This window comes from Larkinella harenae (assembly GCF_054780515.1).
In genome coordinates this window covers 1-15474 of sequence record NZ_BAAGWE010000009.1, presented here as the reverse complement: position 1 = coordinate 15474, position 15474 = coordinate 1, and the positions used below count along the sequence as shown (strand labels likewise).

General features: G+C 56.4%; 7 protein-coding genes and 1 pseudogene. All 8 read left to right on the top strand.

Annotated features, from left to right (window positions below; all coding sequences use genetic code 11):
- The first annotated feature begins 6 nt into the window (after positions 1-6).
- Positions 7-1467: a hypothetical protein gene (locus ACYVH9_RS26885; protein WP_460639527.1), complete on the top strand. Its 1461-nt coding sequence runs from the start codon at positions 7-9 to the stop codon at positions 1465-1467.
- 69 nt (positions 1468-1536) lie between these two features.
- Positions 1537-4575, top strand: coding sequence for a PVC-type heme-binding CxxCH protein (locus ACYVH9_RS26880; RefSeq protein ID WP_460639526.1), 3039 nt, complete (start codon positions 1537-1539; stop codon positions 4573-4575).
- A gap of 22 nt (positions 4576-4597) precedes the next feature.
- A complete protein-coding gene (locus ACYVH9_RS26875; RefSeq protein ID WP_460639525.1) occupies positions 4598-5719 on the top strand; it encodes a 3-keto-disaccharide hydrolase in 1122 nt (373 codons plus the stop codon).
- A gap of 28 nt (positions 5720-5747) precedes the next feature.
- Complete coding sequence (locus ACYVH9_RS26870) at positions 5748-8405, top strand: c-type cytochrome (protein ID WP_460639524.1); 2658 nt, start codon at positions 5748-5750, stop codon at positions 8403-8405.
- A 49-nt stretch (positions 8406-8454) separates the two neighbouring features.
- Positions 8455-10083 (top strand): glycoside hydrolase family 28 protein, encoded by a 1629-nt coding sequence (locus tag ACYVH9_RS26865; RefSeq protein WP_460639523.1) that lies wholly within the window; start codon positions 8455-8457, stop codon positions 10081-10083.
- Between the two features lie 37 nt (positions 10084-10120).
- Positions 10121-11503: a hypothetical protein gene (locus ACYVH9_RS26860; protein ID WP_460639522.1), complete on the top strand. Its 1383-nt coding sequence runs from the start codon at positions 10121-10123 to the stop codon at positions 11501-11503.
- A gap of 10 nt (positions 11504-11513) precedes the next feature.
- Positions 11514-15041, top strand: a complete 3528-nt coding sequence (locus ACYVH9_RS26855) for a PVC-type heme-binding CxxCH protein (protein ID WP_460639521.1) — start codon at positions 11514-11516, stop codon at positions 15039-15041.
- A gap of 27 nt (positions 15042-15068) precedes the next feature.
- Positions 15069-15474: pseudogene (locus ACYVH9_RS26850) on the top strand (VCBS repeat-containing protein); the annotation flags it as partial.

The following is a 15474-nucleotide window of genomic DNA, read 5'->3' as shown; positions in this document are numbered from 1 at the left end:
GAGGGCATGAAGAAAATAAGTTGGCTTTTTGGAGTATTTACGGTGCTCATCGCCTGCCGGGGTGCTTTCGCCACCGAATTGCGCATTGGCACGGCCACGATGGACATCACCCCGCCGTTGCCTTTTGCCCTGATGGGGCAGTTCGATCTGCGGATAGCCCGGACCGTGGAAACGCCCCTGACGGCCAACGTTATTGCGCTTGAGTTGCGGAACGGAAACCACTCCCAGGAAACCGCCATTCTGATTTCCTGCGATCTGGCAACCATCCCAACGGTTTTACTCACCCGTCTCCGGGAATCGGTTCGTAAACAGTTGCCCGAGCTGGATGTGCGTAAAATCATCGTCAATGCAACGCACACTCATACGTCGCCTGTATTGGCCAATGACCTTTTGACGTATCCCATTCCGAAAGAGGGGGTTACCCAATTGGAAGCCTGCCAGACATTTGTCGTCAATCGCCTGACCGAAGCCGTGGTGAAAGCCTGGAAAAACCGGTCTCCCGGGAGTGTGTCCTGGGGGTTGGGACAAGCCGTTGTCGGGGCAAACCGGCGGGTGGTGTATGCCAACGGTGGAGCTGCGCTGTACGGCGGAACGAACGTGCCCGAGTTTCAACACCTGGAAGGTACCGAAGACCACGGCATTCATTCCCTTTTTTTCTGGAACACAAGCGGAAAGCTGATGGCGATTGGGGTAGCCGTAGCCTGTCCGGCGCAGGAAGTGGAAGGCCATCTGGCAGTTAACGCCGATTATTGGCATACCGTCCGTATACAGTTGCAGAAACGGTTTGGGGCCGGATTGTGCGTACTGGGGTGGGTCGGTGCTTCGGGGGATGTGACATCGCATCTGCTTTATCGGCAGGCTGCGGAAGAACGAATGCTCAGATTAAAAAAGGGCAACAGTTTAGAAGAAATTGGTAAGCGTATAAGTAATACCGTTATAGAGACGTACGAAGTAGTCGAGAAAGAACGGACTTCAAACGTACCTCTGGTCCATACCGTAGCCACCCTGTCGCTGCCCATGCAACTCGTCAACGACGCAGACTACGCGGTTTCGAAAGCGGAACACGATAAAGCCGTGGCTCAGATGGCAGCCGATGTCCGGACCACGGAAAAGGTGTATGCTTCCATGAGCTGGCACCGGGACGCCATGACCCGCTACGAAACACAAAAAACCGTTCGGAATCCCACGTTGGAAACGGAGGTGCATGTGTTGCGGCTGGGCGACGTGGCCCTCTGCACCAATCCGTTTGAGCTGTTTACCGACTACGGGATTCAGATTCAGGCACGCAGCAAAGCCCTGCAAACCGTGGTGGTGGAGCTAGTAGGCCCAGGAACCTACCTGCCCACGGAACGAGCGGTTCGAGGGGGCGGCTACAGTGCCATCAGCCAGAGCAATTTGGTGGGGCCGGAAGGCGGGAAAGTGCTTGTGGATCGAACGGTGGAGTTGATCAATGACCTGTGGCGGTAAGTATAAAGAAATGTTGAGAATTGAGCTGGTGGCTGTTAACCAGTTTGTTATGCGAGTTATTGGTTGATTATGGAAAAGAGACAATGCCAACGTTGGCGTCGATGGGGTTGGGCGCAGGTGCTGAGTGTGTTGCTGGTGTTGCTGGCGGGGTGTGGCGAAAAACCGGATACGGACCTGGCTGCCGGGGCTGTGCCCCCGGATAAGGCGCTGGCTACGCTGGAAGTGGAAGCGGGTTTTCAGGTCGAGCTGCTGGCTCACGAGCCGCTGATTGCCAGCCCGGTCGACATGGAGATTGACGAGTACGGACGGCTATACGTGGTGGAAATGCCGGGCTATCCACTCGATAAAAGTGGCTCGGGGAAAATCAAACTGCTGGCGGACACCGATGGCGACGGCCAGATGGACAAAAGCACGGTGTTTGCGGAAGGCCTGACCTTACCGAACGGCATTATGCGTTGGAAAAAAGGGGTTCTGGTCACCGATGCCCCCGATGTATTGTACCTGGAGGACTCCGACGGCGACGGAAAAGCCGATATCCGGCAGAGCGTGCTGACGGGTTTTTCGCTGTCTAACCCGCATATCAACGTCAACAATCCAGTCTATGGGCTGGATAACTGGATCTACCTGGCTCATCATGGAGCCATTTCGACCCGGAAATACGAAAAGGAATTTGGCGATGAGGGCACGAATATCCATTTCCCGGAGAAAACCGGTGCCCCGCGCTTACCCAAAAATGCAGAAGGGCGGACGGTACGGTTTCGGCCCGACGCCCACCAGTTGGAAATGACCTCAAGCCGCAGCCAGTTCGGCCACACTTTCGATCCCTGGGGGCATCATTTTCTGACGTTCAACCAGAACCATATTTACCAGGAAGTGATGGCCGCAGCCTACGTCGGACGGAATCCGGAATTACCGCTGGCCGAAGCTACCCAGTCTATTTCTGACCACGGCGATGCCACGGAGGTGTTCCAGATTACCGACAACCCGGACCGACAGTTGTTTACGCCCGCCGGATTGACCACTTCCTCCAGCGGCATCACGGCCTATACCGGGGGCGCTTTCCCCGAACCGTTCAATACCAACGCCGTGTTTGTGACCGAATCCGTCAGTAACCTGGTGCACGTCGATTTGTTGAAAGACAAAGGTGCCAGTTTTGTGGCCAGCCGCCACCATAATAACAAGGAATTTCTGGCCTCTACCGACTCCTGGTTTCGCCCGGTGAATATGTACGTGGGACCGGACGGCGCGCTGTACGTGCTGGATTACTACCGGCAGATCATTGAACACCCCGAGTGGATGTCAGACGAAGCCATTCAGGCCGGCGGACTGTACAACGGCAAAGACAAAGGTCGAATTTACCGCATTAGCCCGAAAGGGGCGAAGCGGGCCGACTGGACCACCGGACTCAAACTGGGCGATGCCAGCCGTGCAGAGCTGGTGGAAAAATTGACGCATGCCAACCAATGGTGGCGGCTGCACGCCCAGCGCCTGCTGGTGGACCGAAATGATGTAAAAAGCGTTCCGTCTCTGGAGGCCCTGGCACAGCACCCGACGTTACCACTGGGCCGACTGCACGCACTCTGGACGCTGGAAGGCATGGGGCAGTTAAAACCAACGTTGATTGAACGGGCGCTCCGGGATTCAGTGGCCGGGGTTCGGCAGAACGCCATCAAACTGGCTGAACTCCACCGAAACGAAGCGCCCGAACTGGCGGTAAAGCTACCGGCGTTGCAAAACGACCCGGATGCAAAAGTGCGGTATCAGTTGCTGTGCACGCTGGGCTTTATCAACAGTCCCGAGTCGGATGCGTCCCGTCAGCAGCTCTTATTTCGAGATCTGGACGACCCCTGGGTGCAGGTGGCGGCTTTGTCGGCGTCTTCTGCGCAAGCCGGGGCGCTGCTGGATGTGGTGTTGAAGAACTACCAATCCGATGTTCCGGCCTACGCTTCGCTGGTGCAACGGCTGACCACGATGGTGGGGGCGGGGAACGATGCCGGTCGAATTCAGGCACTGATTCGGCAGGCCACCCGTTCCAACACTGCCGATTGGCAGGCACCGATTCTGGCCGGGTTGACGGAAGGGTTAAGCCGCCGGAAAATTGACCTTTCCCGTTTGCGGGAAGAACCGCGTCAACTGGTGCAAACCTGTTTCGATCATCCCGCAGGAGCGGTGCGGAAGGCCTCTCTTCAACTGCTGAAAGTAGTTGGGATGCCGGACCCGGCGCAGGCCAGAATCGCCTTCGATAAAGCTGTGACCAGGGCCGGAAACCGATCGCTGTCGGATGAGAAAAGAACGGAAGCGCTTGATTTTCTGGCCTTGGGCGATCCGACTCCGCAGGTATCATTTCTCAAAAAACTGATTACCCCCCGGGAACAACCGTCGGTACAGCTGGCGGCTCTGCGGGTATTGAGTCGGGTGCCCGGTCAAACCGCTACCCAGTACGCTTTGCAGCAATGGCCGACTTTGACGCCCGAAATTCGGGATGAAGCGCTGGCGGTTTTTATGGCAAACTCCGAGCGAACTGCGCTTTTGCTGAATGCCCTCGAGTCCGGAAAAATCCAGGCGGCCAGTTTGGGCTGGGCGCAGAAAACGCGGCTGATGGGCCATTCGGACGAAAAACTTCGGGATCGTGCCCGAGCCCTGCTGTTGCGCAACGACGAGCAGAAAATTAACGAAGAATACCAGCAATCGCTCAAGCTGAAGGGCGATGCGGTGAAAGGGAAAGCCGTTTACCAACAGAGCTGTTCGCTTTGCCACCAAGTGCGGGGAGAACTGGGCGTGGCCTACGGGCCCGATCTGGGAACGGTGCACAACTGGCTGGCCAAGGACATAATGGCCAATGTGCTGGCACCCAACCTTTCGATTGCCCCCGGCTTCGATTTCTGGGCCATTGAACTGACCGACGGCAGTTCGTTGCAGGGAACGTTGGCGTCGGAGACCTCGGCAGCCATCACCGTTCGAACGGCACCGGGGGTTACCAAAACCCTGAACCGGCAGACGATCAAATCGCTAACGCTGCTCAACATGTCGCCCATGCCGAGTTTTGCGGGCCAGATGGACCAGCAGCAAATGGCCGACTTACTGGCTTTTTTACGACAGAAAAACTAAGTATTCCTAAACCCTTGTTTCAATGTACAGTACAATTCGACGTTGCTTTTTCTGGCTGGTTTTGGGGTTAAACGGTTTTGGGGCCGCTGCGCAAAAACCGGCTGCCTGGAAGCAACTCTTCAACGGGAAAGACCTGACGGGCTGGGATACCTACCTGCGGGCAACGAACCTAACGGGTTATCTGGATGATCCGGCAATTCCGTACGAGCCGCCCATTGGTCTGAATAACGATCCACTGAAGGTATTTACCGTTCATGATGGACTGCTGCACATCTCCGGTCAAATCTGGGGCGCGATTACGTCCAAAGAATCCTACAGCAATTATCACCTGCGGTTTGAAACGAAATGGGGGCAGAAAAAATGGGCACCCAAAGACAAATCCCTGCGCGACGGTGGCCTGCTTTTTCACTGTTCGGGTCCGTTCGACTACGGTTTTAAGTGCTGGATGCGAAGCCTGGAAATGCAGATTCAGGAAGGTGAAATCGGGGATTTCTTCAACGTAGACGGCGGTGAACCCGAATTTCAGGCGACCAAAACAACCACGAAAAACAACGAAACCGCTGAGCAGTATGATCCATCAGCTCCCTTGAAACGCTACGGCGGGCGGGTGTACCGCTCTGGTGACTTTGAAAGCCCACCTGGCGAGTGGACCACCAGCGAAATGGTGGCCCGCCAGGCCGATGCGGTTTTTATCGTTAACGGTTTTGTTGTAAACCGGCTGTACAACATTTTCCGGCAGGACTTACAACGGCAGGTGACGAGTGGCAAACTGCAGTTTCAGAGCGAAGGGGCGGAGCACTTCTACCGCAAGATTGAAATCCGACCCATCGCCTTTGTGCAGGGGAAACCCGCTTTGGTCAGTAACCACCGGGAGCTTGTGGTGAACGCGGACCAGACCCAGCAACTCGAAATTACGAACCAGGGTGAAGCCGTGGAGCTGATTGCGGTCGAGCTGCTGGGTAAGGAGATTGAACAATTCCGGGTGAAACTGCCAACCTTTCCGCTGGTGCTGAAAAAAGGCGGAACACTGACCCTTCCCGTGACGCTGAAGCCGGGCGGATCAGAGGGTAACCAAGTCAGGTTTCGGCTGGAAACCGTCTTGGGCCCCGTTCCGGATTTTGAGGTGAATCTGGTGGCAAAATAAACAAGGAGTTCATCTGAATCGATTGCGTATGAAAGGGGTTGTGCTTCGTTGTTGTAACATTCTGGTAAGTTTTGCGGTGGGGTTGGGAGTAGTGGCCTTTTACACCGATTCGGGCAAACGGTTTCGGAGCCAGAACCCGGTGAATCCCAAGCTGGACAAGCTAAAGCTACCGCCGGGTTTCCGGGCTGAACACCTCTACAGTCCGTCCGAAAACGGTACCGGCTCCTGGGTCTCGATGACCTTCGATGGGAAGGGACGATTGATTGCTTCGGATCAATATGGTGCGCTGTATCGGCTGGAGCTTCCGCCCATCGGCGGGACCCAGAAACCGGTACGGGTTGAAAAACTGACGCTAAAAACCGGTGCACCCCTGGGCCGTGCGCAGGGATTGGTCTGGGCCTTCAACAGCCTGTATGCGGTTATCAACACGGAAACCGACAGTGTTTTCAGGCAGGGTAGTGGTTTTTACCGGTTTCAGGACACCGATCACGACGATCAGTTCGACCGGGTTACTTGCCTCCAATCGTTCACGGGCTTTGAAGAACACGGCCCGCATAGCGTGGTGCTGGCGCCCGACCAAAAGTCGCTGTACCTTATTGCCGGCAATTTTACTCAAACGCCCCGGACGAATGCGACCCGGTTTGCGATGGGTTCTCAACGCGACAACCTGCTGCCGGACCGCTCCAATCCCGACGGCCGGGCCAACGCCGGTGGGGGCTGGATTGCCCGGGTCGATTCGGCAGGAAAGCATTGGGAGTTGATCAGTCGGGGCCTGCGCAACCCCTTTGACCTGGCTTTTAACGAAGCGGGGGAGCTGTTTACCTATGATTCCGACATGGAATGGGACATTGGTATGCCGTGGTACCGGCCCACCCGCATCTGCCACGTCACCAGCGGGAGCGAGTTTGGCTGGCGCGACGGCAACGCTAAATGGTCGCCCGACTGGCCGGATAACCTACCTCCGGTCTTGAACATTGGTCCGGGATCGCCCACCAACCTGATTTCGGCCCATACCGCACGTTTTCCCGAAAAATACCGCCATACCCTGCTGGCCTTCGACTGGAGTTTTGGCCTTATTTACGCCGTTCATCTACAACCGGCGGGGGCGTCGTATCAAGCCCGGGCCGAGGAGTTTATTTCGGGCGCGCCCTTGCCGTTGACCGATGGCGTTATTGGACCGGATGGGGCCCTGTACTTTTTGACGGGCGGGCGTCGGCTGGAATCGGACTTGTACCGGGTCTACTACGTCGGGGATGAAGCAACGGCTGCGGTTTCTGAAGGATCGGAAGTGAACCGGTCCACGCAACTCCGGCGGCAACTGGAACAATTTCACGGAACTCAAAATCCGCTGGCCGTTGAAACCGCCTGGCCGTTTTTGAAAGATCAGGATCGGTTTATCCGCTATGCCGCCCGGGTCGCCGTTGAGCACCAGCCCGTGAGCCAGTGGCAGGAACGTGCCCTGACGGAAACCGACCCGGTGAGCCGGACGCAGGGGCTGATAGCCCTGGCGCGGCAGGGTGAAAAAACCGTGAAAAACCGGCTGCTCGATGCCCTGATGAAGGTCAATTTTGACCGACTGTCCTCAGCCCAGCAGCTTGATCACCTGCGGGCGATCGAGCTGACACTGGTGCGAATGGGCCGCCCCGACCCCGGGCAGACTGCCCGGCTGGTGGCGTATCTAAATCCTCGCTATCCCGCTCGCACCAACGCCCTGAACCGTGAACTCAGCAAACAACTGAGCTTTTTGGAAGCAACCCAGGTGGTTGGGAAAACGCTGGCCCTGCTGGCGACGGCCAAAGACGATACGTTGGGACAAGCGACCGTAGCGCAGTCCTCGGACCTGATCTTCCGGAATCCACAGTACGGCATGGATCTGGCCAGTGTCCTGACCAATATTCCTCCCGCGCAGCAAATTCATTACGCCTTGGTGCTGAGCGGAGTGAGCAAAGGCTGGACGCCTGCTTTGCGAGAAAATTATTTCAAATGGTACCATAAAGCCTACAGCTACCGGGGTGGCCGTCAGTACATTGGCTATCTGGATAAATGCCGGGATAGAGCCCTGAAAACCGTTCCCCGGGAGCAGGTAGCTCACTACGACCGGCTGTCGCAGAATCAACCGTCCGTTGATTCTGCGATCGACTGGGTCAAGATCATGAGTGACGGCGGACCCGGTCGCAACTGGAAGCTGGAGGAGGCTTTGGCCGCCGTTCAGAACGACAAAACAGTCCGTAGTTTTGAGCAGGGGAAGCTGATGTTTGCGGCCAGTGCCTGCAACTCCTGCCACGGGATGCGTGGCGAAGGCGGGGCCATTGGGCCGGACCTGACCCAGCTCGGAACCCGGTTTTCACCCCGCGACATACTGGAATCCATCCTTGATCCCAACAAAGTCATTTCGGACCAGTATGCCGCGACGGTTTTTTTTCTCCGAAATGGCAACTCGGTGGTGGGTCGATTTAGCCGGGAAGATGACCGCCATTACTACTTGTCCCAGAACCCATTTGCGCCCCAGACGTTGCGGGCGGTGGCTAAGCAGGATGTTGTTGGTACGCGCCTGTCGAAGGTTTCGTTCATGCCGCCGGGATTGGTCAATAGCCTGAACGAGGAGCGGCTGAAGGATTTGATGGCGTATCTCGTTGCGGGCGGCAACCGGGATCACCCGATTTATAAGGAACTACCAAAAGAGTAAGGCCGCCGTCCGATAACGAATGAGGTTTTTAACCGGAATCAACTGGATGATGAAACGCAGAAATTGGATTGAAAAAATGGGTATAGCCTCCCTCGGTGCGCTGTGGAGCAGCGGTCCGGCCGAAGCCGCTACCGGAAAGCAGGGGAAGCCCAGGCACGCCGATGCGACAGAAAGATCGGTGTATAACGTCCGGACATTTGGTGCCACAGGAAACGGTAAAACCAACGATGCCCCGGCTATTCAAAAAGCCATTGACACCTGCGCGAAAAACGGCGGTGGTGTCGTGCTGCTCGATAAAGGTCGCTTTTTAAGTACCGGCATTGCGTTTAAAAGTCACGTCGAATTGCGGCTGACCTCCACCGCAACGCTGCTGGGCTCGCCCGATCTGAGCCGGTACAACAAGGATGATAAATTTGGCTTTAGCGATAGCGTGCGCTCCCTACTCTACGCGGATGGTTGCCAGCACATTGCCTTGACGGGTTCTGGCACCATCGACGGGCAGGGCAAGCAATTTCGGTCCGATCGGTCCTATGCCGAACGTCCGCAATTGATTCAGTTACGGGGGTGTCAGGACGTCCGGATCAGCGATGTATTACTGACCAATTCCGGCATGTGGGGTTGCTGGCTATTGCAGTGCGTTCGGGTTCGGGTGGAAGGGTTGCGGATCAAAAACCTGCTGAGTCCTAACCGGGACGGGATTGATATCGACGGATGCCGCGAAGTGTTTATTGCCAACTGCAACATCGACACCGAAGACGACAGCATTGCCTTTAAGGGCAGCGAAAAGGGATTTCCGTGCCGGGATGTGGTCATTACCAACTGCCTGATCAGTTCGCGTTGTGCCGCCATTCGCCTGGGCCCCGACGCTGTGGATGCCATCGAAAACATTACGGTTTCTAATTGTGTCATCCGCAACACGCACCTGAACGGCATCAAAATTCAGGAAACAATGGGGGCGGCTATCCAGAACATTACATTTTCGAACATCGTCATGGAAAATGTGCGCGGCCCCATTTCCATCCGGCTAGCGGGCTGGAAGCTGGACCCGTCCATCCAGATCTGGGCTAAGTTCGACGACAGCCACTGGGAACAGGGCAAGCTTCAGAATATCCTGTTTGAAAACATCCGAGGAACGATGCCCAGAGACAACATTGCCATGTCCATTACGGGAACGACCAAAACCCGCCCCCGGCAGATCACCTTCAGCAACGTTGATCTGACGTTTGCGGGGGGCGGCACGGCGGCCCAGGGTGCCCGGCGCAGCGTACCGGATCTGGAACGGGATTACCCGGAGATGTACATTTTTGGAGAGTTACCGGCCTACGGTCTTTACATGCACCACGTATCCGGGGTTGTGATGAACAACGTGCAGTTCCGGCTGGCCGATGACGATCAGCGCCCCGCCCTGGTTTGTGACGATGTCGATGACCTGGAGTTGGCGGGGTTTAAGGTCGCGGGCAGCGCGCGGGCCGAATCGGTCATCCGATTGCAGAATACGCGGCACGTGTTTATTCATACCTCCCGGGTGTTGAACGAAACCGGAACGTTTCTGCGGGTGGAAGGTGCGCAAAGCCGGGATATTCTGCTGACTGGAAATAAACTCCAATTGGCCAGGAACGTTCTGGACACCGCCACCGATGTACCCAATGATGCGGCCTTGCTGGCGCACAATTATTAATCGCTTAAAACGGCAGGAAAGCTGCCATTGAACAAAAATGAAGAGTACGATACGGTTTGGCGGGTTGCTGTGCGGGTTGCTGCTAGGGTTACTGCGTACGCATGAAGTGCGGGGACAGCGGAGTACCGCCGATAGCCTGAAAAGCATGAGCTACATTCAGAATGAACAGGTGAAACTCGGCATCGACCTGAACCTGGGCGGGGCCATTACCTACCTGGCCGATGCCCGAAAGCAGGAAAATCTAATCAATAATTTCGACTGGGGGCGGCAGGTGCAGATGTCGTTTTACAGCGGCCCCGTTCCCTATGAAACGCCCGATAAAAAACCGCATAAAAACTGGACGTTCATTGGCTGGAATCCCATCCAGTCCGGAGACGTGGCCGGTAATCGCTCGAAAGTGATCGCGCACAAAAAGACCAAAAACAGCCTGTATGTGAAGTGCATTCCCATGCACTGGCCGCTGGACGGCGTTCCCGGCGAGTGTACGTTTGAGTCCTGGATTCAACTGAAGGGCAATGCCGTAGAGGTGCGAAGCCGGATTGTTAACAACCGCAAGGATACCACCCAGTACGCGGCCCGGGGCCAGGAGCTTCCGGCGGTTTATACCAACGCGCCCTACCATCGGCTGGTGACGTACCGGGGCGAAAAACCGTTTACCAACGACACACTCAGCGTTATTCGCAACCACAATTCACCGAGTGCACCTGAAATCCGCTGGGCCGACTGGCAGGCCACCGAAAACTGGGCTGCGAGTGTCAACGAGGACAATTACGGGCTGGCCATCTGGAACGAGGCCGTGCAGGGCTTCTCGGGCGGATTTTTTGGCGACCATTCCTTTCAGGGGGGCAGCAAAGATATTTCCACCGGCTACATTTCTCCGGTGAACGTAGAAGTGCTGGACCACAATATTACGTATGACTACACCTATTCCCTGATTCTGGGGACAGTAGATCAAATCCGGTCGCATGTCTACAAAAACCGTTCGGTGGGTGGTTTGCCCTGCTATAACTTCCGGCAGGACCGGCAGCATTGGGTCTATGAAAACACGACTGATGCTGGATGGCCCATTCGCAGGGGGCTGGTGGTCAAAACCGCCAAAGAGGCCGCCATGCGGAGTCCGTACACCTTCTGGCTGGCCGAACAAGCACCCCGGCTGGTGGTGGAGGCCATGTACCCCCCCGGCAGCGCTGCCAACGCCCGGGTGTATTGGCGCCCTCTCAACGGCGGCTTTGATGCAAAAAACAGCCAGGAGTTCGCGGTGATTCCCGACGGAAAATTGCATACGTATACCATCCCACTCCACCAGTCCAAGCAGTACAAGGGGGCGTTGAGCGGGCTGAAGATGACGCTGACTTCCGGTGGAGACGCCGGGCAGGCACAAACCGCAACGATCAAATCCATTTGTTTACAAGGTAACTAAACCCAGATCCATGAATCGATTCCACAACAACAGACTGCTGATCTGTTGCACCGGATTGGTATTGCTTTACGCCCAGGGGTGCCAACTGCCCGGCAAGAGCACCAGCACCCCGAATGACCGGGCCAAATTTGGGGATAACGTCCGAACGACCGCCTTCCGCACGCCCGAAGAAGAACGATTGGGTTTTCACCTGCCCGAGGGCTTCGAAATTACACTGTTTGCCGCCGAACCCGACATCACCAAACCCATGAACATGGAGTTCGATGACCGGGGCCGTTTGTGGGTCACCCAGTCGTCGGAATACCCGCTACCTGCCGATCCGGGCAACGGGAAAGACCGCATTACCATCCTGGAAGATACGGATGGCGACGGCAAGGCCGACCGCTTTACCCCTTTCGACAGTAAGCTCAATATTCCCATTGGCATCCTGCCGATGACGGACGGGGCCATTGCCTACAGCATTCCGAACCTGACCCGCTACCGGGATACGGATGACGACGGGAAAGCCGATCAGGAGAAGGTGGTGCTGGGGCCGTTTGGCTACCGCGACACGCACGGCATGGTCAACAACCTGGTGCGGGGGTTTGATGGCTGGGTGTATGCCTGCCACGGTTTTACTAACCTCTCGACGGTCGCCGGAAATGACGGCGATTCCATCACCATGCATTCGGGCAACACCTTCCGGTTCCGGCCTGACGGCAGCCGGGTGGAGCAAACCACCTTTGGCCGGGTCAATCCGTTTGGCAACGCCTACGACGAACGCGGCTACTTGTATTCGGTAGATTGCCACTCCAAGCCCATTTATCAACTGATTTTTGGCGCCGAATACCCGCACTTTGGTAAGAAAGCACCGGGCATCGGTTTTGCGCCAGAAATGATGAGCTACGAACTGGGGTCGACGGCCATTGCGGGGCTGGTGTATTACACGGGGTTGCAGTTTCCGGAAGAATACCGGCACAGCTTTTTTTCGGGGGATGTAGTGACCTGTCAGATCAACCGCAACACCATCACACACACGGGTTCAACGCCCATTTCCAAGCGGGAAGCCGACTTTCTGATCAGCGATGATCCGTGGTTCCGGCCGGTGGATATTAAAGTGGGTCCGGATGGGGCGCTGTACGTGGCCGATTTTTACAACCGCATCATTGGGCATTACGAAGTGGATTTAAAGCATCCGGGCCGGGATCGGGTCAGTGGCCGCATCTGGAAAATTAGGTATGTGGGCAAGAAACCGCATCAGAATCTGCCCGTAACCGACTGGTCAAAAGCCAGCTTGCCGGAGCTGGTAGCGGGCCTGAATCATCCGCAGCTGAATGTTCGGCTGAAGATTGCCGACCGGCTGGTGGAGGTAGGGCAGCAAAAAGCCGTTGAACCCGTTCGGCAGCTGATGGCAGCGCCCAACGTTGCCCCCAAAACGTACGTGCAGGGTCTGTGGATTCTGAACCGACTGAACGCGCTTTCCGACGAGCAGTTGGGCGTTGCCCTGACGCACGCCGAGCCGCTGATTCAGCTGCATGCCTTGCGGGTGCTAATTGAACGCCCTGTTTTCTCCGAAAAACAACACCAGCTGGTAACGCAGGCATTGACGAGTGCGCAACCGGATATCCGGCGCGTTGCCGCCACGGTTTTGGGCCGCTTTCCGAACAAGGCGGACCTGGCTGCTCTGACGGATTTGTACGATAAAACAGGGGTGGAAGACTCACATTTACGGCATACGGTTTTGGTGGCTGTGCGGGATTTGCTGCGCGAGCCTGCCATCATGGCGCAGGTGCCGGGCCAACACTGGACTGCTCCCCAATTGGCCGTACTGTCCAAAGCCCTGACCGATGTGCCGACACCCCAGGCGGCCGCCTACGTGCTGGATCAGTTGCAGCGCGACCGCCTGCCCGCGGACCAGTTGAACGATCTGATGGCCTACATCAGTCGCTATTTACCCGCATCCCGGCAAAATGAAGCCATCGAAATGGTGCGGAAGAAGTTTGCCCGTGCCTACGATAGCCAACTAAGCCTGTACCAGACCATGCTCGGCGGTATGGCGCAAAGTGGAACCGCCCTCAGCCCGATTATGAAAGAGTGGGGTATTGACCTGGCTAAACACTACCTTTCTGGCATTTCGGAAACGAGTGATGCCTGGAAAATTCGCTCGCTGGATAAACCCGGCGAAACCAGCGTTTGGACGGTTTCGCGTGATTTGGCAACGCAAAAAGTGTCGGCGGTCCGCATGCTACTGGGGCAGTGGGCCACCACTTCGCAACTTTACTCGACGACGTTTGAATTGCCGCAATCGCTGCGGCTCAACGTGTACGATAACGATCTGTTTAACCGCGAAACAAAAGTCGGCCTATCGAAAAATGCTGTTCGGGTCCGGTTGGCAGATGGTGGCAAAATCATTGCCGAATACCGGGCGCAGCAGCAGAATCCGGCGCAGGACGGTGATCTGATTCAGCAACCCACGCTGGATCTGGGGGCGTTCCGGGGGCAGCGTGGGTACCTGGAAGTGATCGACAGCTCTAAAACCAGCACCATCGGCATCGGACAATTGGAACCGGCGGTCTTGGCCATCCCGGAAAGAAGCCCCGGCGAAATCGCCGAGCAGCGCATTCTGGCAGCTGAACTGGCGGGCAAATACAACATAACTGCCCTGGAACCGGCGCTGCAACAACTGCTCCGGGCTAGGTGGATGGATTACCGCGTGCGCACGACCGCAGCTGCGTCCCTTATGGGCATGGCTCCGGAGCGGAATACGGCGTTGCTGGCGGAGGTATTTACCGATCGGCTGGAACCCGTGGCGCTGCGGCAAAAGCTGGTGGCTTCACTGGGTCAGGTAGCATCCGAGAAAGTGTATGCGCAACTGGCGAACGGCCTCTCGGGTAGCGCCCGGCCCTTGCAGGTGGCTATTGCCAACGAGCTGGCGAATTCCCCGGCGGGGATCAGTCACCTGATCATGGCCCTAACCGATGAACAGGTGGGCCCCGACGTTTTGGCGGAAACCTCGGTTCGGGAGCGCCTGGCCGCCAAAGCCAGCGCCGAACAGCAAAAGCAATTGACAAATCTCTTGGCGAGCGGAGCTAGTGAGCGCGAAGAACGGGAAAAGCTGATTTTGGCCCGTACGGCCGGTTTGAATGCCGCGAATGCCTCCACCGAGGTAGGACGCAGCGTCTTTATGAACAATTGTAGTATGTGCCATCAGATCAAAGGCAGTGGCGGGCTGGTTGGGCCGCAGCTTGATGGGATTGGCAACTGGGGTCAGAAAGCCCTAACCGAGAAAATTCTGGACCCGAACCGCAGCATTTCGGAGGCCTTCCGCACCTACAACATCGTGCTTAAAAACGGGCAGACGCAGACCGGCTTATACCGCCGGGCGGAGGGGGAAGTGATTGTGTTTGCCAACCTGGATGGCAAGGAGTTTTCGGTGGCCAAAAGCGATATGAAGGAATACAAGGCGTCGAAATACACGCTGATGCCCGACCAGTTTCGGCACACCATTCCCGAAAAGGATTTTTATGCGTTGGTGACCTATTTGTTGAGTGTCAAATAGTTGGTTTTGGGAAAAGGAGGAATTAAAATGACCGATAAAATAAAAAAACGACCAAGGGGTTCTGTAAACCGGGTCGCCTTGCTGCTTGGCAGCTGGCTGATGCTGGGTGTTTCTGCGGCAGAGGCTCAAAAGGGAAAAAGTGGGCGCTCGGTGCCGTTTACCCGGCAGGTGCTGACCCGGGATTTTATTGCCGAAGGTGCAACGGTGCTGGATGTGAATAAAGACGGCAAAAAAGATGTGGTGTCGGGCGCTTTCTGGTTCGAAGCCCCCAATTGGACGCCCCACCAACTGGCCAAACCCCAGAAATTTATCTACAACGAAGGCTACAGCAACTCCTTCCTCAACTTCGCCCTGGATGTCAACCAGGACGGCTGGGTGGACGTCATCCGCATCGACTTTCCCGGAAAAGCCGCCGTCTGGCACGAAAATCCCA